This is a genomic window from Erythrobacter sp. SN021, from assembly GCF_021864455.1.
In genome coordinates this window covers 918,896-937,259 of sequence record NZ_JAKKUW010000001.1, presented here as the reverse complement: position 1 = coordinate 937,259, position 18,364 = coordinate 918,896, and the positions used below count along the sequence as shown (strand labels likewise).

The 18,364-nt window shown below is 62.9% G+C and carries 19 protein-coding genes and 1 tRNA gene; 15 read left to right on the top strand and 5 right to left on the bottom strand.

All coding sequences use genetic code 11. From position 1 onward, the window contains the following. From infB to rbfA, 3 genes are all read left to right on the top strand, one after another. Nucleotides 1-2,087 (top strand): translation initiation factor IF-2 (gene infB / locus L5849_RS04620; RefSeq protein WP_236924590.1); only part of this gene is annotated, 2,087 nt, incomplete at its 5' end. Nucleotides 2,088-2,095: 8 nt separating this feature from the next. Then, complete coding sequence (locus tag L5849_RS04615; protein ID WP_368735717.1) at nt 2,096-2,503, top strand: PaaI family thioesterase; 408 nt, start codon at nt 2,096-2,098, stop codon at nt 2,501-2,503. After that, nucleotides 2,503-2,904: a 30S ribosome-binding factor RbfA gene (gene rbfA / locus L5849_RS04610; RefSeq protein ID WP_236924589.1), complete on the top strand. Its 402-nt coding sequence runs from the start codon at nt 2,503-2,505 to the stop codon at nt 2,902-2,904. Before L5849_RS04615 ends, rbfA begins: the two co-directional genes overlap by 1 nt. Here rbfA and L5849_RS04605 read toward each other — a convergent pair whose 3' ends face one another. Further along, nucleotides 2,905-4,590 carry an AbgT family transporter gene (locus L5849_RS04605; protein ID WP_236924588.1) on the bottom strand — a complete coding sequence of 562 codons (1,686 nt, stop codon included), beginning with the start codon at nt 4,588-4,590 and terminating at the stop codon, nt 2,905-2,907. Between the two features lie 75 nt (nt 4,591-4,665). On the opposite strand from L5849_RS04605, the gene L5849_RS04600 reads away from it, so the two are divergent. From L5849_RS04600 to L5849_RS04575, 6 genes are all read left to right on the top strand, one after another. Next, nucleotides 4,666-5,244, top strand: a complete 579-nt coding sequence (locus tag L5849_RS04600) for a thymidine kinase (RefSeq protein WP_115417375.1) — start codon at nt 4,666-4,668, stop codon at nt 5,242-5,244. 25 nt (nt 5,245-5,269) lie between these two features. Continuing rightward, complete coding sequence (locus L5849_RS04595; RefSeq protein ID WP_236924587.1) at nt 5,270-5,962, top strand: site-2 protease family protein; 693 nt, start codon at nt 5,270-5,272, stop codon at nt 5,960-5,962. Further along, entirely contained in the window at nt 5,959-6,972 is a 1,014-nt protein-coding gene (gene truB, locus L5849_RS04590; RefSeq protein WP_236924586.1) for a tRNA pseudouridine(55) synthase TruB, read from the top strand. Before L5849_RS04595 ends, truB begins: the two co-directional genes overlap by 4 nt. 5 nt (nt 6,973-6,977) lie before the next feature. Next, nucleotides 6,978-7,247, top strand: coding sequence for a 30S ribosomal protein S15 (gene rpsO / locus L5849_RS04585; protein WP_067468099.1), 270 nt, complete (start codon nt 6,978-6,980; stop codon nt 7,245-7,247). Between the two features lie 172 nt (nt 7,248-7,419). Continuing rightward, entirely contained in the window at nt 7,420-9,684 is a 2,265-nt protein-coding gene (pnp, locus tag L5849_RS04580) for a polyribonucleotide nucleotidyltransferase (protein WP_115417372.1), read from the top strand. A 68-nt stretch (nt 9,685-9,752) separates the two neighbouring features. After that, nucleotides 9,753-10,433, top strand: a complete 681-nt coding sequence (locus L5849_RS04575) for a spermidine synthase (RefSeq protein WP_115417370.1) — start codon at nt 9,753-9,755, stop codon at nt 10,431-10,433. 10 nt (nt 10,434-10,443) lie between these two features. Here L5849_RS04575 and L5849_RS04570 read toward each other — a convergent pair whose 3' ends face one another. Both L5849_RS04570 and L5849_RS04565 read right to left on the bottom strand, forming a co-directional pair. Beyond that, entirely contained in the window at nt 10,444-10,965 is a 522-nt protein-coding gene (locus L5849_RS04570) for a DUF1993 family protein (protein ID WP_236924585.1), read from the bottom strand. Nucleotides 10,966-11,034: 69 nt separating this feature from the next. Beyond that, nucleotides 11,035-11,715, bottom strand: a complete 681-nt coding sequence (locus L5849_RS04565; protein ID WP_236924584.1) for a GcrA family cell cycle regulator — start codon at nt 11,713-11,715, stop codon at nt 11,035-11,037. A gap of 72 nt (nt 11,716-11,787) precedes the next feature. Between L5849_RS04565 and L5849_RS04560 the strand changes: the two genes are divergently transcribed. Next, nucleotides 11,788-12,687 (top strand): ABC transporter permease, encoded by a 900-nt coding sequence (locus tag L5849_RS04560; protein WP_236924583.1) that lies wholly within the window; start codon nt 11,788-11,790, stop codon nt 12,685-12,687. A gap of 16 nt (nt 12,688-12,703) precedes the next feature. Here L5849_RS04560 and hspQ read toward each other — a convergent pair whose 3' ends face one another. Continuing rightward, nucleotides 12,704-13,084, bottom strand: a complete 381-nt coding sequence (hspQ, locus tag L5849_RS04555; protein ID WP_115417364.1) for a heat shock protein HspQ — start codon at nt 13,082-13,084, stop codon at nt 12,704-12,706. Between the two features lie 161 nt (nt 13,085-13,245). On the opposite strand from hspQ, the gene L5849_RS04550 reads away from it, so the two are divergent. Next, nucleotides 13,246-13,335: transfer RNA gene (locus L5849_RS04550), tRNA-Ser, on the top strand. A 173-nt stretch (nt 13,336-13,508) separates the two neighbouring features. Here the strand turns inward: L5849_RS04550 and queF are convergent. Beyond that, on the bottom strand, nt 13,509-13,967 hold the full coding sequence (gene queF / locus L5849_RS04545; protein WP_115417342.1) for a preQ(1) synthase: 459 nt from the start codon (nt 13,965-13,967) through the stop codon (nt 13,509-13,511). Between the two features lie 119 nt (nt 13,968-14,086). On the opposite strand from queF, the gene L5849_RS04540 reads away from it, so the two are divergent. From L5849_RS04540 to L5849_RS04525, 4 genes are read left to right on the top strand one after another with little or no spacing between them, the layout of a single operon-like run. Beyond that, complete coding sequence (locus L5849_RS04540; RefSeq protein ID WP_236924582.1) at nt 14,087-15,187, top strand: hypothetical protein; 1,101 nt, start codon at nt 14,087-14,089, stop codon at nt 15,185-15,187. Between the two features lie 37 nt (nt 15,188-15,224). Beyond that, complete coding sequence (locus L5849_RS04535) at nt 15,225-16,058, top strand: sulfurtransferase (protein ID WP_236924581.1); 834 nt, start codon at nt 15,225-15,227, stop codon at nt 16,056-16,058. A 2-nt stretch (nt 16,059-16,060) separates the two neighbouring features. After that, a complete protein-coding gene (gene metC / locus L5849_RS04530) occupies nt 16,061-17,272 on the top strand; it encodes a cystathionine beta-lyase (protein ID WP_236924580.1) in 1,212 nt (403 codons plus the stop codon). A 2-nt stretch (nt 17,273-17,274) separates the two neighbouring features. After that, a complete protein-coding gene (locus L5849_RS04525; protein ID WP_115417336.1) occupies nt 17,275-18,342 on the top strand; it encodes a mechanosensitive ion channel family protein in 1,068 nt (355 codons plus the stop codon). The last annotated feature ends 22 nt before the right edge of the window (nt 18,343-18,364 follow it).

The window sequence follows — 18,364 nt, the reverse complement described above, 5'->3', positions numbered from 1 at the left end:
CACCCAAGGACGCGCCAAAGGAAGACGTCGCCGCCACTTCGAAAGAGGCTCCCCCCAAGCGGGAGGAGAAACCGAGCGGCACGCCCGCGCCGGCCCCGCGCCGCTTCACGCCGGTTGCACGTCCAGAGCCCAAGAAGCCGGAGCGCAAGAAAAAAGAAGAAAAGCCCGCGCGCGGAGCAGAGAAGACCGACAAGCGCCGTTCAGGCAAGCTTTCGGTCAAGAAGGCCCTGAACGAGGACGAAGGCCGCCGCGCCCGCAGCCTCGCCGCGCTCAAGCGTGCGCGCGAAAAGGAACGCCGCATGCAGGGCGGCGGCTCCAGCAAGCCGCGTGAAAAGCAGGTGCGCGACGTGGTCGTTCCCGAAGCAATCACGGTTGGAGAATTGGCCAAGCGCATGGGCGAGAAGGGGGCCGACCTCGTCAAGGAACTCTTCAATCTCGACATGATGGTCACCGTCAACCAGACGATCGACCAGGATACGGCGGAACTGCTCGTCGATCAGTTCGGCCACAATATCCAGAAGGTCTCCGAGGCCGATGTCGATATCGCCGCCGAGGAGGATGTCGATCCGGAAGAAACGCTCAAGCCGCGTCCGCCGGTCGTCACCATTATGGGCCATGTCGATCACGGCAAGACCAGCCTGCTCGACGCGCTGCGCGGTGCCAATGTCGTGAAGGGCGAAGCCGGCGGCATTACCCAGCATATCGGCAGCTATCAGGTGAAGACGAAGGGCGGCGATCTGGTCACCTTCCTCGATACGCCGGGTCACGCCGCCTTTACCGAGATGCGCCAGCGCGGTGCCAACGTCACCGATATCGTGGTTCTCGTGGTGGCTGCCGACGATGGCATCATGCCGCAGACGATCGAGGCGATCAATCACACCAAGGCCGCGGGCGTCCCGATGATCGTGGCGATCAACAAGATGGACAAGCCCGAAGCCAATCCGGACAATATCCGCACCCGTCTGCTCGAACACGAGGTCATCGTCGAGAAGATGTCGGGCGATGTGCAGGACGTGGAAATCTCGGCCAAGACCAAGGCCGGTCTCGACGAATTGCTCGAAAAGATCGCGCTGCAGGCCGAACTGCTCGAACTCAAGGCCAATCCCGACCGGATGGCCGAAGCCACCGTGATCGAAGCGCAGCTCGACAAGGGCCGCGGCCCGGTCGCCACCGTGCTGATTACGCGCGGTACTCTGGAGCGGGGCAACACCTTCGTGGTGGGCACCGAAAGCGGCCGTGTGCGCGCGATCGTCAACGATCAGGGCAAGCAGATCAAAAAGGCCGGGCCATCCATGCCGGTCGAAGTCCTTGGCCTGGGCGGCGTGCCATCGGCCGGTGACGTGCTGACTGTGGTCGAGAACGAACAGCGTGCCCGCGAAGTGGCCGAATATCGTCAGGAAAAGGCGACCGAGAAGCGCACCGCGCTTGCGCCGACCAGCTTCGATACGATGTTCAACAACCTTGCGGCCAACGTCATCGAATTCCCCGTGTTGGTGAAGGCCGACGTGCAGGGCAGCGTCGAGGCGATCACGACCGCGCTGCACAACCTCTCGAACGACGACATCAAGGTCCGCGTGTTGCATGCAGGCGTGGGTGCGATCACCGAGAGCGACGTAAGCCTGGCTTCGGCCTCGAATGCGCCGATCATCGGCTTCAACGTCCGCCCCAATGCCAAGGCACGCGAGCTGGTGAAGCGCGACGGCGTGGAGATGAAATACTACGACGTCATCTATCACCTGACCGAGGAAATTGCGAAGGAGATGGCGGGCGAGCTGGGTCCGGAGCGGATCGAACACGTCGTTGGCCGTGCCGCGGTCAAGGAAGTGTTCCGTTCGGGTAAGAAGGACAAGGCCGCCGGCCTGCTGGTCGAGGAAGGTGTCATCCGCAAGGGGCTGCATGCCCGCCTCACGCGCGAAGACGTCATTGTCTCGGCCACCACCATCGCCTCGCTGCGCCGGTTCAAGGACGACGTCGACGAAGTTCGCGCCGGTCTCGAATGCGGTGTCGTGCTTGCCGATACGAACGACATCAAGCCGGGCGATCAGCTCGAAGTCTTCGAAGTCGAGGAGCGTGAACGCACGCTGTGAGTGGGGACGTGACCAAGCACGCTCTCGGAGCCGCGCATGCGGATCTCATGGGGGTGGAGTTCGATAATTTCGATGCGGAGCGTGAGGAAATCACGCTCCGCTTCACTGCACCCGACAGCTTCATCACGCCGCGCGGCAGCGTGCAGGGCGGCCTTGTCGCGGGCTTTCTCGACGAGGTCATGGGCTGGGCGCATGTCTGGGCGACCGACCGTGCCGAGGCGCCGCTCAATCTCGAAATCTCGATGAGCTTGCTCAAGCCGGTGATGGCAGGACCCTTGATCGGCAAGGGTCGTGTCGTGCGGCGCGGACGCAAGGTAATCTTCCTCGAAGGCGAGCTGTTCGACGAGGCGGGCAAGCTGCTCGCCCGTGCGACCAGCACCGCTATTCCCACGCCGCGACCGACAGGAAACACGTGATGGCCAGGCACCAGCATTCCACGCCCGAACAACAATCGGTCCGCGTCCTCAAGGTGGGCGAGCGCGTGCGACATATCCTGTCCGAACTGCTCGCACGCGGCGAGGCGCATGACGATGTGCTTTCGGCCAGCAATATCGCGGTGACCGAAGTGCGCATGACGCCCGACCTGCGTAATGCGAAAGCCTATGTGAAGCCGCTGCTGGGCGAGGATGAGGCTGTGGTGCTCAAGGCCCTGCGGAGCAATACGGCTTTCTTCCAGAAAGAGGTCGCCCAGCGTCTCGGTCTCAAATTCGCGCCGCGCCTCAGTTTCCAGCCCGACGAAAGCTTCGACGAGGCGGACCGGATCGAGAAGCTGCTGAGCGATCCCAAAGTCGTGCGCGACCTCGACGACGAGACCTGATCAGCCCGCCGATGCTGGCGCCGTCGCCGCGGTCGGCGCCTCCATGAACACCTCGGCGCCCGGTCCCAGCGGCAGGTCGAGCACCACCCAGCCGATCGTCATGGCGAGGCCCGCAGTCAGCAGGCCGACCGAATAGGGAAGCATGGTCGCGGCAAGGCTGCCAAGCCCGAAGTCCTTCTGCCAGCGCTGGCAGAAGATTAGGATCAGCGGGAAATAGACCATTAGCGGGGTAATGATGTTGGTCGCCCCGTCGCCCACGCGATAGGCGGCGGTGGCCATCTCCGGGGTGATGCCCAGCAGCATGAGCATCGGCACCAGCACGGGCGAAAGCAGCGCCCACTTGGCGCTGGCCGAGCCGACGAAGATGTTGAGCAGGGCCGAGACTACGATGATCGCGGCGAGCAGTGCCCAGGCGGGCAAACCGCTATTGCCAAGGAAATCGGCGCCATTGACCGCGAGGATCAGGCCGAGATTCGACCAGGCGAACATGGCGACAAAATGCGCGGCGGCGAAGGCAAGTACCAAGTAGTAGGCGAGGTCCTCCATCGCCCCGGCCATCATCTTCACGAGGCCGCGATGGTCTTCGATCGTGCCTGCCGCCTTGCCGTAGGCCCAGCCCGCGAGAAGGAACAGCAGGAAAAAGCCGGCGACCAGGCTCTGATAAAATGGCGTCAGCCGGGCCTCGGGCGATGCTTCCTCGTCGATCAGCGGGGTGCCCGGGCCAAGCGTGAAGAACAGCCACAGCCCGACCACGAACAGAACGGCCAGTCCGGCCCGGCGCAGACCTTTGCGCTCGCCTTCGGTCAGCGCGCGGTCGCCATCGGCCACTTCGCCCTGTTGTTCGGGCGAGACGGCCTTGCCAGCCATTGCCGGGCTCCACGTGCCCAGTCGTGGTTCGATGATTGTGTCGGTTACCCACCAGATAACCGGGAGGAAAACGAACGTCATCGCGGCAATGAAATACCAATTGCCCGCGATGTTAGCGGTGAAGTCGCCGAAGACGGTTTCGACCGCCGCTTCTGTAATCCCGAACAGCAGCGCATCGAGCTGGCCCGGCAGAAGATTGGCGGAAAAGCCACCCGAAACGCCTGCGAAGGCTGCCGCGATGCCCGCAACCGGATGGCGGCCTGCGGCATGAAAAATGATGCCCGCCAGCGGTATCAGGACAACATAGGCGGCGTCGGCGGCCAGATTGCCCATCATTCCGACCAGCGTAACGATCGGGGTCAGCAGGAATGTCGGCGCATTGCGCACACCGGCGCGCATGGCGGTGCCGAACAGTCCGGCGCGCTCGGCCACACCTGCGCCCAGCATCACCACCAGCACGTATCCGAGCGGATGGAAATGGGTGAACGTTGCGGGCATATCGACCCACAGCCGCTGGATATTCTCCGCGCTCAGCAGGCTGACCGCGCTGATGACTGTGGCGGCGCCCGTATCGGGATCGATTTCGGTGGGATGTGCTGCCGATAATCCGGCAAGACTGGCGAGCACGGAAACCACGACCAGGATCGCAATCAGCCAGAAGAACAGAAATACCGGGTCGGGCAGCTTGTTGCCGCTCCGTTCGATCCAGCCGAGAATTCCGTTCTGTGCCCTACCAGCCGCTTCCGCCATCGCCATGTTCCTACTTGCTTTTTGGACGCAATCGCAGGCGCTACCATTGGGTGCTGCATCTGTCGCCATGCTTAACGGTCCTTGTGGAGAAGTGCTGGCGGACGGACTCGCCGGAGTGTGCGAAGAGCGCTAGCGACAGAGGCGATGGCGAAGCTCTATTTTTACTATGCGAGCATGAATGCGGGGAAGAGTAGCACCTTGCTGCAAGCCGCCTTCAACTATGGCGAACGCGGCATGCGGGTGTCGCTATGGACCGCCGCCCTCGACGATCGCCCGGGTTTCGGGGCTATTTCCAGCCGGATCGGCCTGGCGAGCGATGCGCATCGCTACGAGGTCGATACTGACATCGAAGCGCGCGTGCTGGCCGACCATGCCGAGAGTCCGATCGCCTGCGTACTGGTCGACGAGGCACAGTTCCTGACGCCCGAGCAGGTGTGGCAGTTGGCGCGTTTGGCCGACGATGCCGGGATTCCGGTACTCTGCTATGGCTTGCGCACCGATTTCCAAGGCGAACTTTTTCCCGGCTCCGCCGTGTTGTTGGGCATTGCCGATGCGCTGGTGGAAATGAAGGCGGTGTGCGATTGCGGACGCAAGGCGACGATGAACTTGCGCGTCGATGCGAAGGGCAAGGCGGTTAGCGAAGGCGCGCAAACCGAAATCGGCGGAAACGACCGCTACGTCGCCATGTGTCGTAAGCATTTTCGCGAAGCGCTGGCGGGTTAGGCCCGCACTTCCTATCTAGCCCACCATGACCGAAACGCTCCTGCTCGCGGTGATCCTCATCCCGTGTCTGATAATTGCCATCGTCTTTCACGAGGTCGCCCACGGCTGGACCGCGCTTGCGCTGGGCGATCCCACCGCCAAGGAGCAGAAGCGCCTCTCACTCAATCCCATCCGCCATGTCGACCCCATCGGCACGTTGCTGGTGCCCGGCGCGCTGGCGCTGTTTGGCGGGCCGATCTTCGGCTGGGCCAAGCCCGTGCCGGTACGCGGCGACCGGCTACGCGATCCGCGTTTCGGTATGGTTGCGGTCGCGGCGGCCGGCCCTGGGACGAATCTTTTGTTGGCGTTTGTCGGGGCGTTGCTCTTCGGCGCGGTCTCGGGGGCGATAATCGCATCCGGCGGCGTTCCACCCGAATGGTTGTTGACCGCTGGCGGCATGTTCATCCTGATCAATGTGTTCCTCGCCCTGTTCAATCTCCTGCCGATCCCGCCCTTCGATGGGTCGCATATCGTCGGCGGTTTGCTCCCCCGCAAATGGGCAGGGAACTGGCAGAAGCTGCAATCGCTGGGCATGCTGTTCTTCATCGTGCTGATCGCTGCGACCTGGGCGTTCCCGAATAGCGGCCTGATCGAGAACACCGTCCTTCCGCCGGTTCTGTGGTTGCAAGAGCGCTACTTCGAGCTTGCCGAATGGGTCGCGCGCGGGATCGCGGGATGAGCGGCGCGAAACCCGCACCTCATGGGTGGCTGATCCTCGACAAGCCACGCGGCCTCGGCTCGACCCAGGCGGTGAGCGCGGTCAAGCGGGTGCTGCGGCAAGGGGGCTATGCAAAAACCAAGGTGGGACATGGCGGAACGCTCGACCCGCTGGCCGAGGGCGTGCTGCCGATTGCTCTGGGCGAGGCGACCAAGCTGGCCGGGCGTATGCTCGACAGCGACAAGATTTACGCTTTCACTATTCAGTTCGGCGAGGAGACCGATACGCTCGACACCGAGGGCGAAGCGATCGAGCGGAGCGATCACCGCCCTCCGATGGCGGCCATCGCGGCGGTGCTCGAACACTTCATCGGCGATATCGAGCAGCTCCCGCCCGCCTATTCGGCGGTAAAGATCGATGGGAAGCGCGCCTATGACCGGGCGAGGGCGGGTGAAGAGGTCGCAATGAAGACCCGCTCGGTCACGATCCACTCGCTCGGCTTCGAAAGCGAGCGTGTCGATGCCGAACTGCGGTCCGCCTTTGCCACCACTGCCGGGCGCCCCGATCCTTACGATCCGCAGGCACCGCTCGAACTGGCCGACAGCGTCACACTGGTCGCCCACGTGTCCAAGGGTACGTATATCCGCTCGCTTGCACGGGACATCGCACGCGCGCTTGGAACGGTCGGCCACGTCACTTATCTCAAGCGCATCAAGGCTGGCCCCTTCCGCGAGGAACAGGCGATTTCACTGGACATGCTGGAGAAACAAGCTAAGGGCGCGGCCATTGAAAACCTTCTCCTGCCGCTAGAGGCGGGACTGGACGACATCCCGGTCCTTCCCCTCGATCCCGACAGCGCGCAGGCGGTCCGCCAGGGCCGGGTACTGTCGGACCTGCCCCCCGTTCAAGGAGAATGGGCCGACGGGCTCCACCTTGCCACGCTGCACGACGTGCCCGTGGCCCTGATGGAACTCAGCGGAGGTACGGCCAAGGTCGTGCGGGGCTTCAATATCCCGGATGTCGCGGAGTAGAATACATGTCGGTTACCGCCGAGAAAAAAGCTGAGATCATCAAGGACAATGCGCAGGCCAAGGGCGACACCGGTTCGCCGGAAGTCCAGGTCGCTATCCTGACCGAGCGCATTCGCAACCTGACCGAGCACTTCAAGTCCAACCACAAGGACAATCACTCGCGTCGCGGTCTCCTGATGATGGTCAACAAGCGCCGCAACCTGCTCGCCTATCTCAAGAAGACCGATGTCGAGCGGTACAACGCGCTGATCCAGAAGCTGGGTCTTCGCAAGTAAGAGTTTCTCGAAGGGGTGGCTCAGGCCGCCCCTTCGTTTATCCGGCCACCGCGCAATTCGGCGCGAGGTCGGCAAATGGAGGCAGGATAAGCCTCGAACCGGACCGGGACGGCATCCCGGCATTGTAGGCCCCGCACCGCAATAAGGCCGTGTGGGTTCATAAGGAAAATACATGTTCGACACGAAAACCGTATCGCTGGAGTGGGGCGGAAAGACCCTCACTCTGGAAACCGGCCGCATTGCCCGTCAGGCCGACGGCGCGGTCCTCGCCACCTATGGCGAAACCGTGGTGCTGTGCGCAGTCACCGCCGCCAAGAGTGTCCGCGAAGGGCAGGACTTCTTCCCGCTCACCGTGCACTACCAGGAAAAATTCTCCGCCGCAGGCCGTATCCCGGGCGGCTTCTTCAAGCGCGAAGGCCGGGCGACTGAGAAGGAAACGCTGACCTCCCGCCTGATCGACCGCCCCGTGCGTCCGCTCTTCCCGGAAGGCTTCTACAACGAGATCAACGTGATCGCGCAGGTGCTGTCCTATGATGGCGAGACCGAGCCCGATATCGTCGCGATGATTGCTGCTTCGGCTGCGCTGACCATTTCGGGCGTGCCCTTCATGGGGCCGATCGGCGCCGCGCGCGTTGGCTTCAAGAACGGCGAATACGTCCTCAACCCGAGCCTCGAAGACGCGCTCGGCGAAGACGGCCGTCTCGACCTCGTCGTCGCTGCGACGCAGGACGCGGTGATGATGGTCGAATCCGAAGCCAAGGAGCTGACCGAAGAGGAAATGCTCGGCGCCGTCATGTTCGCGCATGAGGAAAGCCGCAAGGTCATCGGCGCGATCGTCGACTTGGCCGAGCAGGCTGCCAAGGACCCGTGGGAAATCGACACTTCGGACGATACCAGCGCGATCAAGGAAAAGCTGCGCGGCATCGTTGGCGACGACATTGCCGCCGCCTACAAGCTGACCGACAAGTCGGCCCGTTCGGACGCGCTCAACGCCGCACGCGAAAAGGCCAAGGAAGCTTTCGCCGAAGAAGAGCCGCAGACGCAGATGGTTGCGGGCAAGGCGGTCAAGAAGCTGGAAGCGGAAATCGTTCGCGGCGCCATCCTCAAGGACGGCCAGCGCATCGACGGCCGCAAGCTCGACCAGGTTCGCCCGATCGAGGCGATGGTCGGCCTGCTCCCGCGCACGCACGGTTCGGCGCTGTTCACCCGTGGCGAAACGCAGGCGATCTGCACCACCACGCTGGGCACCAAGGATGCCGAGCAGATGATCGATGGGCTGGAAGGCCTGTCGTACAACCACTTCATGCTGCACTATAACTTCCCGCCCTATTCGGTCGGCGAAGTGGGTCGTTTCGGTTTCACCAGCCGCCGCGAAACCGGCCACGGCAAGCTCGCATGGCGCGCGCTGCACCCGGTTCTGCCGACGCATGAGGACTTCCCCTACACCATCCGCATCCTGTCGGACATCACCGAGTCCAACGGCTCGTCCTCAATGGCGACCGTGTGCGGCGGCTGTCTGTCGATGATGGACGCCGGCGTTCCGATCGAGCGTCCTGTGTCGGGTATCGCCATGGGCCTGATCCTCGAAGGCGACGAGTTCGCCGTCCTGTCGGACATCCTCGGTGACGAGGATCACCTGGGCGACATGGACTTCAAGGTCGCAGGGTCCGAAAGCGGCATCACCTCGCTCCAGATGGACATCAAGGTTGCCGGCATCACGCAGGAAATCATGAAGACCGCGCTCGAACAGGCGAAGGCCGGCCGCGCGCACATCCTGGGTGAAATGTCGAAGGCCCTTACCGGTGCCCGCACCGAAGTGTCTAAGCACGCCCCGCGCATCGAGACCATGCAGATCGACAAGTCGAAGATCCGCGACGTCATCGGCACGGGCGGCAAGGTGATCCGCGAGATCGTTGCCGAAACCGGTGCCAAGGTCGACATCGACGACGAAGGCGTGATCAAGATTTCGTCGAGCAATGCCGACGAGATCGAAGCCGCGAAGAAATGGATCGAAGGCATCGTCGAAGAGGCGGAAGTCGGCAAGATCTACAACGGCAAGGTCGTCAACATTGTCGATTTCGGCGCTTTCGTGAACTTCATGGGCGGCAAGGACGGTCTCGTCCATGTCAGCGAAATGAAGAACGAGCGCGTCGAAAAGCCGACCGACGTCGTGTCCGAAGGCCAGGAAGTGAAGGTCAAGGTCCTCGAAATCGATCAGCGCGGCAAGGTCCGCCTGTCGATGCGCGTTGTCGACCAGGAAACCGGCGAAGAGCTGGAAGACACCCGCCCGCCGCGCGAACCGCGTGGTGACAAGGGTGGCCGTGGCCGTGGCGGCGATCGTCGCGGCGGTCGTGGCGGCCCGCGTCGTGATCGCGATGGCGGCGGCAAGAAGGACGGGGGCGGCGAAGCCCACGTGCCCGACTTCCTGAAGGACTGATCCTTCGCTAGTCAGTAACGAAGGGGTCGCGGGTCCGCCTGCGGCCCCTTTGCTTTGGAGAATACGTGATGTTGCCCCGCGAAACCCTGGCGACTGCCGACGTGCCCGATGGCGAGACGTTGACGCTCGTCAGCCACGGCCGCGATTTCATTATCATGCTCGGCCGCGACGAACTGATGGGGACGCGCATGCAGTATTCGGAGGAGCAGTTGGCGGTGCTGACACTGGCGGAGTTGCGGGCCGACAGGCCCCGGGTTCTCATCGGCGGTTACGGTATGGGCTTCACTTACCGCGCTGCGCTGGACAAGATTCCGGACGGTGGTTCCGTCACGGTGGCCGAGATTGTGCCCGAGATTCTGGAATGGGCGGAAGGTCCCTTGGCGCATCTGACCGGGGAAAGTCTGGCCGATCCGCGCGGCGAAGTGGTGATTTGCGATGTCGCCGCCCTGATCGACGATGCCAATGACGGGACAACCGCAAAATACGACGCGATCCTGCTCGATGTCGACAACGGTCCCGACGGGATCGTGCGCGATGCCAATTACCGCATTTACTCGAAGACCGGCCTGGCCAAGGCGCGCGATGCCTTGAGGCCGGGCGGTATCCTCGCGGTGTGGTCCGCCGCGCCCGACCACAAGTTTACCGTACGCCTCAAGGAAAGCGGCTTCGACGTGGAAGTGCGAGAAGTGCGCGCGCGACCCAACAATAAAGGGCCGCGCCACACGATCTGGTTCGCTCGCAAGCCTTAGATAGCGCGCGTCAGGTTTTGATCCTGACCCGCCCCATGAAGTCGGCTTTGCCGACCGGGACACCCTTCATCCGCAGGATGTTGTAGGCGGTCGCGCAGTGAAAATAGAAATTGGGCTGGCTGAAGCTGAGCAGGAAATCCTCGGCGGTGAAGTCCATTCCGCGATCCTTGAATTCGAACCGCATCGGCTGGCCGATCATGGACTCCATCTCGTCTTCGGTCAGTGCGCTTATGAATTCGGTCGCGCCTGCCAGCTTTGTACGCAGGTCGTCGAAGCTGGTCGGCGGCGGGTTGAGATCAGGCGAATAGACGCCCTTGCGTACGCCCTCGATCGAGCCCTGTGTGTGCTCGGCCACGCATTTCACTTGATAGGACCACGGCAGCATGTCGTCGTAGATATTGGCGCCGATGAACTCGCCATGCTCGCAGGCATTGTCCGCGCACCATTTCTCGGCGGTGTCGATCAGATGGTTCGCCGTGCCGAGCATTTGCAGGGCGCTGGGAACGTAAGCAGCGTGTAGCGATAGGGGCAAGGTTTTCTCTCCCGTAGAAATGAAAAGGCCCGGCTGTCGTGCGACGGCCGGGCCTCTTCTTTGAATGTATCAGCGAACCCGCGGACCGCCGAAGGGTAGCGGCGGAGGGGGACGCCGCGCGCCGCGCGGCAACTGCGCCTGATAGGCCCGCCCGCAATGCTCGACGCAATAGGGGAAGCCGGGGTTCACTGCTTCGCCGCAGAAATGGAAATCGGGTTCGCCGGGATGACCCATCGGCCAGCGGCACACCTTGTCCGACAGGTCGAGCAAGCTGGTCTTGTCCGCGATCTCCGGGCTGGGCTTGGCCGGAACGAGGCGGCGCGGGGGGGCGGGGGGGATCGGTGCCTGTTGATCGCCCGGACCCTGACGCAGGAAGCCCCCAGGCCCGACCGAAACGATTTTCGGCAGGTCGCTTCCCTTGTTGGGCAGGGGCTGGGACGGAATCGCCGCATCCTGTTTCGGCGCTGGGGCTGCCGCAGGCTTTGCAGGCGCGGCGGGAGCTGCCGGTTTCGCAGCAGGCTTCGCGGTTTTCTTCGCTGCCGGTTTGGGCGCGGGCTTGGGCTTTGCGGGCGCCTTTTTCTTTTCATTCGCCTTTACCGGCGATGGCCGCGACTTGAGGCCGAGCCGGTGGGCCTTGCCGATCACCGCATTGCGGCTGACCCCGCCCAGTTCTTCGGCGATCTGGCTGGCGGTCGAGCCGCCTTCCCACATCTTCTTAAGCGTTGCGATCCGTTCGTCGGTCCAGCTCATTGCGCAGTCCTGTATCTCGTGTCTCGACGCCGCGGCTTGCATGCCGTGGCGCTTGGGCCTAGTCGCGCCCCCATGGTCGATCAAGCCCAGCCCGTATCGCCCGAGAGCGAAAACCCGGACGCCTCCTTCGTAGAGGGTAATGCCGGAGGGAAGGGCCGGTTTCCGCCGCGGGGACGCCCGGTGATCCGCGGGATCAACGGAATTGGCCTGTGGAGCCTCTATATGAAGGAGGTGCGGCGGTTTCTCAAGGTCCAGACGCAGACAATCTGGGCTCCGGCGATCACAACCCTTCTTTTTCTCGTGATCTTTTCGGTGGCCCTCGGGCGGGGTGGGCGCGAAGTCCTGGGCGTCAACTTCCCGACCTTCGTGGCGCCGGGGCTGATCGCCATGGCGATGATGCAGAACGCCTTTGCCAATTCGAGCTTCTCCCTGCTTTCCGGCAAGATCCAGGGGACGATCATCGATTTGTTGATGCCGCCCCTTTCGGAAGGCGAATTGATGGGCGGTATCATCGGCGCGGCGATAACGCGCGCAGTCGCGGTGGGCTTTGTCGTGGCGGGCGCGATGTTGCTTTATCCCGGTGTCAGCCTGGCGATGGCGCATCCTTGGGCGGTCATATGGTTCGGTCTCATGGGAGCGGTCATGCTCTCGCTCCTCGGCCTGTTCGCTTCGATATGGGCGGAAAAGTTCGATCACAACGCTGCGGTGACGAATTTCGTCATCGCGCCGCTGGCGATGCTTTCTGGCACCTTCTACATCATCGACCGTCTGGCTCCCGCATTCCAGACGGTGAGCCGCGCAAACCCGTTTTTCTATGTCATTTCGGGTTTCCGCTATGGCTTTCTGGGGCAGAGCGATATCGGCGATGGCCGGGCAGTTGCCATGGCTGCGCTGGGGCTGCTGGTGCTTAATGCCTTGCTTGCACTTGGGGCCTACAAGCTGTTGAAATCCGGCTGGAAGATCAAGAACTGAGCGCGCTGTTGCGCGATCAGTGGGTCATACTCCGCCGCATGCGGTAGCGGCCGTTTTCGAACTGTTCGAAATACTGGTGCACGTCCGGATGCGAAACGGGTCCCGAGACCGAGTCCGTCACTAGGTTCTGCTGGCTGACATAGGCGACGTAATCGCTTTCATCGCTCTCTGCCAGCAGATGATAGAAGGGCTGGTTGCGATCGGGCCGGATATCCTCCGGAATCGCCTCGTACCATTCGTCGCTATTGGCGAAGACCGGGTCGATATCGAAGATTACGCCGCGAAAATCGAATACGCGGTGTTTCACCACATCGCCGATGGCGAAGCGGCTTTTGACACGGCGCGGGGCAACGATGGTGCGACCGGCCTGAGCGGAAAAATATTGAGCGCGATCCATGAGAAGCGAGGATATGGGGTTCTTGCTGGTGCTTACAATGGGTTCGGGCAATCGATCCCCCGAATTCTGAAGAAAAGGGGCTTGGCAAGGCGCAGGCGCTCAGCTAATCGGCCCGCTCGCTTCGACCGGGGCCAAGTGCCCGCAAGCGCACCCGACAATGCGGAGAGGTGGCAGAGAGGTCGAATGCGCCGCACTCGAAATGCGGTATACGGGCAACCGTATCGTGGGTTCGAATCCCACCCTCTCCGCCATTGGATCGCAGCCCAGCCTGTCGCGAAACGCGGACCTCCACGATAGCGGCGGTTGCTGTCGTCGCAGCGCCGTATCGCGCACTCGCACGACAAACAGCATGGATAATTTCACGAGACCGTGGTGCCGACGGCACCGCCTTGAGGCGTGATTGGCGCGCCACAATGGCTATTCGTCAGCCGCGCCCACGATAGGATGAGACACCCTGATCCGGCAGCCACAGGCCGTCCGGAGGGGAGCCGCTTTGCCAGAAGACATCGATCGGGATTCCGCCGCGCGGGTACCAATAGCCGCCGATGCGCAGCCAGCGCGGCTGCATTTCGTCGAACAGGCGCTGGCCGATCCCAACGGTCACATCCTCGTGGAACCCGCAATGGTTGCGGAACGAGCCGAGAAATAGCTTGAGGCTTTTCGATTCCACGATCGTTTCGCCCGGCGCATAGTCGATCACCAGATGCGCGAAATCGGGCTGACCGGTAACCGGACAGAGCGAGGTGAACTCGGGCGCGGCAAAGCGGACCATGTAGAGCTGGCCGATGCGAGGGTTGGGCACATAATCGAGTTCCGCTTCGTCGGGCGAGGCAGGCAGCGCGGTGTTGGCGCCGAGGAATTTGGGGGCAGGTGTGTCGCTCATGTCGCGCTCCTGCCGCGAAGCGTCGCGCAGCGCAAGCCGGGGCTTGGAAGCGTGCCCTTCAGTACCTATTCAGCGCGGCTCTGCACTCTTGCGGCCCCTATCCCACGAAACGACCTGCAATGGCCTTTCCCTTCCGTACTCTTCTGATCGCTTTAGCGGTGGTGCTGCCGGGCACGGTGCACGCGCAATCGGCCAACGACTTTTCGCTCGAACCGGCACCAGCAGCCACTGCGACTCCGCAGGCGCAAGGCCCTGCCGATACGCGCAGCGGCGTTCAGATCGGGCCGCGGGTGGTCAACACGCCGACACCGACACCGACACCGACGCCAGGAATTACTGCCGAAGCTCCGCCGATCGATGCCGCCGCGGCGCGGGAGGCTTCAACCGCGCTGCCAGTGCCGCGCAATACCCCGCTACCCACCATCACGCCGCGCGCGGTGGAAACCGGCGATGCGTCGCTTCTTCCGGACCGCCCGGATGCGGCACCGGCTGAACGCGAAGGAGCGGCTGCGACCCCGCTTGCGCTTCCCAGCACGACGCCGTCGGCCTCGCCGCAGCCCTTGCCGGAAGCGGCGGACACGCATGCCGAAGACGGATTGCCGTGGCGGCTGATTGCAGCGGCGGCGGCGTTGCTGGCGCTCATTGGGGCCGGTTTCCTGTTCCACAAGCGCCGCAGCGGAACAGTGGTGCACCATATCGAACGTCCGGTCGTTGCCCGCGCCAAGCCGCCCGCCGCGGTCCCCCTGGCAGATGCGGTGCGGCTCCAGGTCGAAAGCGAAAAGCTGATTCGCAGCGCTGCCTATGCCACGCTGAAGTATCGCCTGACGCTGAGCAATCGGACCGATGCCCCGCTGACCGATGTCGTTGTCGGGATCGATCTGGTTTCGGCACACGCCAACGCCGCGATGGAGGAGCAGGTCGCGATCGAGACCACTACGCTCGAGAAGCGGCACGAGATTGCCCGTATCGCGCCCCGACAGTTCGTCACGCTCGACGGGCAGGTACAGCTCCCGCTCGCTCAGGCGCATGTCATTCGGCAGGGTCGGCTTCCCCTGCTGGTGCCGCTGATGCGTGTGCGGGTGGACGGGCCGGACGAGAGCGCGCTGTTGAAGACTTTCGTGGTCGGGCTCGGCTCGCCCGGTGGGGGGCGCCTGCAACCCATCCGGCTGGACGAAGGGCCGCGCACATATGGGCAAGTTTCCCAGCGCGAGCTTGCCTAGCTCGACTTAGTCCCTTCCGGCGGCTAACCGGATGGAGATGGACAGTCTTGTTTCGACTCAATGGCTCGCAGACAATCTCGATACCGAAGACCTCGTCGTGGTGGATGCAACGATGCATTTGCCCGACAGTCCACGTAAGAGTTCGGTCGAATTCGTCGAAGGGCATGTGCCTGGCGCGCGTTTTCTCGATCTGGTGAGTTTTGTCGATACGGCCTCTCCAGTGCCCAAGGCCCTGCCGGACGCGCGGCAGTTCGCCAACCGGCTGAGCCAGATGGGAATAGCGCCCAGCAGCCGCGTGGTCCTGTATGACGACAGCCAGATCAGGAGCGCCGCGCGAGCATGGTTCATCTTCCGGCTTTACGGCTTCGACCAGGTTGCGATTCTCGACGGTGGACTCGGAAAATGGAAAAGCGAAGGGCGCCCGCTGGAACAAGGCGCGGCATCGCCCGCGCAAAGCACTTATCCGGCCCCCCATGCGCTGCGCGCGGTTCGCTCTAAGACGGACATGCTCGCCAATTGCCGCTCGCGCGCCGAGCAGGTCGTGGATGCTCGCGATGCCGCCCGTTTCGCGGGTGAGGATGGCAGCGGCTCGGAGGGTCATATTCCGGGAGCGGCGAACGTGCATTATCCTGCGCTTTTGGCCGCCGACGGAACGTATCGTTCCGCCGAGGAAATCCGATCGATCTTCGCTGCCGCCGGGATCGATCTCGACAGGCCGGTCGTCACCTCCTGCAATAGCGGGATGACCGCCTGCGTCCTTGCTTTCGGTCTGCATCTCGTAGGCAAGGACGACGTTTCCATCTATGACGGTAGCTGGCTGGAATGGAGCGACGACCCAGATCTGCCCAAGGAAAAGGGGGCGGCGCGCTGATAATGGCGGGTGAGGACGACAGCAGGTATCGCCCCGCGACACGCCTTGTCACAGGGGGGCGGTCGGGCAGCTTTTCCCGGGATGTGGTCAATCCGCCGATCTGGCGCGCAAGCACGCATCTTTACGCCGATTGCGCTGACCTCAGGGCTCGCAAGAGCAGCAATGAAGATGGTTCGTTCTTCTATGGCCGCCGCGGTGCGCCGACGCAGTGGGCCTTGTGCGACGCGCTGACGGCGCTGGAGCCCGGAGCTGCGGGAACGGTGCTCTATCCCAGCGGTCTGGCTGCCCTTGCGGGGTCTCTTCTCGCGGTCCTGCGCAGTGGCGATGTTCTGCTGGTGGCCGATAACGCCTACGATCCCACGCGCAGTACCGCGATGGGATTGCTCAAGACCTTCGGCATCGAGCACCGCTTCTTCGACCCGCTCGATCTCGAAGCATATGAAGCGGCGTTCTGCGAACGCACCCGTGCGGTGATGCTGGAAGTGCCGGGCAGCCTGACGATGGAGGTTTGCGATATTCCCGCGCTGGCCCGTATCGCACGGGCCAAGGGGGCGGTGAGCCTGGTCGACAACACCTGGGCTACCGCGCTTGGTTTTGCCGCTCTTGGCCACGGTTGCGATATCGCGATTACCGCGCTGACCAAGCATGTCGGTGGGCATTCCGACGTGATGATGGGTGCGGCGAGCGCGGGTAAGCGCTGGTATCGCCGCTTGCGGCTCGGTGCGCAGCAGCTCGGCCATGTCGTCTCGCCCGACGATGCCGCCTTGGTCCTGCGCGGATTGCGCACGATGGGCGTCAGGCTGGAGCGGCAAAGTGCCAGCGCGCTTGCCATCGCCGAATGGCTTGCGAGCCGGAAGGAGGTCGCTCATGTCCTTTCTCCGATGTTGTCCGGCACGCCGGGCCATGCCCTGTGGCAGCGCGATTTCACCGGAGGCTGCGGCCTGTTCAGTTTTGTTTTGAAAGGGCGCGACGATGCGGCGCGCTGCCGCCTCGTCGATCGGCTGGAGCTGTTCGGCATCGGGTATAGCTGGGGCGGGTTCGAAAGCCTGGCATTGCCGTTCGATGTCGAACCGGTGCGCAGCAAGATGCCGTGGCCGAAGCCGGGCTGGGGGGTTGAGGATCGTCATGCCATCCGTCTATCCATCGGGCTGGAAGACACCCATGATCTTATCGCCGATCTGGCCAACGGCTTTGCGGCACTGAACGAAGGATAGACGTGCAGGGCGAAACACCACCGAGCGAGGACACCGCGGCGGAATTTGTTCCGGTCGAACAGGCGTGGAGCCTAGCCGAGCCGGCTCAGGAAGAAAGCGCGGTGGCCGCCGCCGAAGGCGCGAAAGAAGCGCTCAGTTCCAAAAGCGAAACGGTCGGTTCGGTCATCGATACGCTCGATGCGGTGGCCCTGTCCTTCGGTACCTTCCGTATCTCGCTGTTCGACGTGCTGATCGTAAGCGCCGTTATCGCCGGTGTCCTTGTGTTTGCCTGGTTCGTCAGCAAGATGGCGCGCCGGATCGTCCGGCGGATGACCCGGCTGGACGACACGCAGCAATTGCTGGTCGAAAAAATCGCCACGATCATCGTCTGGGCGGCTGCGTTCTTCCTCGGCATCGACCTGCTCGGGATAGACCTGACCGCGCTTGCAGTCTTCTCCGGTGCCTTCGGTCTTGCGATCGGTTTCGGCTTGCAGAAGACCTTCGGCAATCTGATCGCAGGGATCATTTTGCTGATGGATCGATCGATCAAGCCGGGTGACGTGATCGCCGTTACCGACATGGCGGGCAATGAAAGCTTCGGCCAAATTCGCAAGATCGGGATCCGCGCCGTATCGGTCACCACGCGCGACCAGAGAGAATATCTGATTCCCAACGAAAACCTGATGATAAACCAGGTGGAAAACTGGTCCTATTCGTCGAAAAACGTGCGCATGCAGGTCCCCGTCGGCGTTAGCTACGATGCCGACATGAAGCTGGCCGAAGAGCTGATGCTCGAGGCGGCAAAAAGCTACGACCGCATACTCAAGGCCCCCCCACCAACCGTGTGGATGACCGAATATGGCGACAGCTCGGTCAATTTTACGATCCACTGCTGGATCACTGATCCCGAAGATGGTGTGGGCAATGTGCGCAGCGCCGTCCTGAAGAAGCTATGGTGGCTGTTCAAGGAGAACGGCATAGAAATCCCGTTCCCGCAGCGCGATCTGCATATCCGGTCCAGCGATCAGTTTGACCGCCTGATCGAGATCATGGGGCAGCGCAGCGAGGCTCCCGAAGTTACGAAAGAATAGATTGCTGCGCGCACAGCGTCTG

Excerpts from the sequence above, each read along its gene's own strand:
- rbfA (WP_236924589.1), top strand. The coding sequence starts at position 2,503 with ATGGCCAGGCACCAGCATTCCACGCCCGAACAACAATCGGTCCGCGTC.
- L5849_RS04605 (WP_236924588.1), bottom strand. The coding sequence starts at position 4,590 with ATGGCGACAGATGCAGCACCCAATGGTAGCGCCTGCGATTGCGTCCAA.
- L5849_RS04600 (WP_115417375.1), top strand. The coding sequence starts at position 4,666 with ATGGCGAAGCTCTATTTTTACTATGCGAGCATGAATGCGGGGAAGAGT.
- L5849_RS04595 (WP_236924587.1), top strand. The coding sequence starts at position 5,270 with ATGACCGAAACGCTCCTGCTCGCGGTGATCCTCATCCCGTGTCTGATA.
- truB (WP_236924586.1), top strand. The coding sequence starts at position 5,959 with ATGAGCGGCGCGAAACCCGCACCTCATGGGTGGCTGATCCTCGACAAG.
- rpsO (WP_067468099.1), top strand. The coding sequence starts at position 6,978 with ATGTCGGTTACCGCCGAGAAAAAAGCTGAGATCATCAAGGACAATGCG.
- pnp (WP_115417372.1), top strand. The coding sequence starts at position 7,420 with ATGTTCGACACGAAAACCGTATCGCTGGAGTGGGGCGGAAAGACCCTC.
- L5849_RS04575 (WP_115417370.1), top strand. The coding sequence starts at position 9,753 with ATGTTGCCCCGCGAAACCCTGGCGACTGCCGACGTGCCCGATGGCGAG.
- L5849_RS04565 (WP_236924584.1), bottom strand. The coding sequence starts at position 11,715 with ATGAGCTGGACCGACGAACGGATCGCAACGCTTAAGAAGATGTGGGAA.
- L5849_RS04560 (WP_236924583.1), top strand. The coding sequence starts at position 11,788 with ATGGTCGATCAAGCCCAGCCCGTATCGCCCGAGAGCGAAAACCCGGAC.
- hspQ (WP_115417364.1), bottom strand. The coding sequence starts at position 13,084 with ATGGATCGCGCTCAATATTTTTCCGCTCAGGCCGGTCGCACCATCGTT.
- queF (WP_115417342.1), bottom strand. The coding sequence starts at position 13,967 with ATGAGCGACACACCTGCCCCCAAATTCCTCGGCGCCAACACCGCGCTG.
- L5849_RS04540 (WP_236924582.1), top strand. The coding sequence starts at position 14,087 with ATGGCCTTTCCCTTCCGTACTCTTCTGATCGCTTTAGCGGTGGTGCTG.
- L5849_RS04535 (WP_236924581.1), top strand. The coding sequence starts at position 15,225 with ATGGACAGTCTTGTTTCGACTCAATGGCTCGCAGACAATCTCGATACC.
- metC (WP_236924580.1), top strand. The coding sequence starts at position 16,061 with ATGGCGGGTGAGGACGACAGCAGGTATCGCCCCGCGACACGCCTTGTC.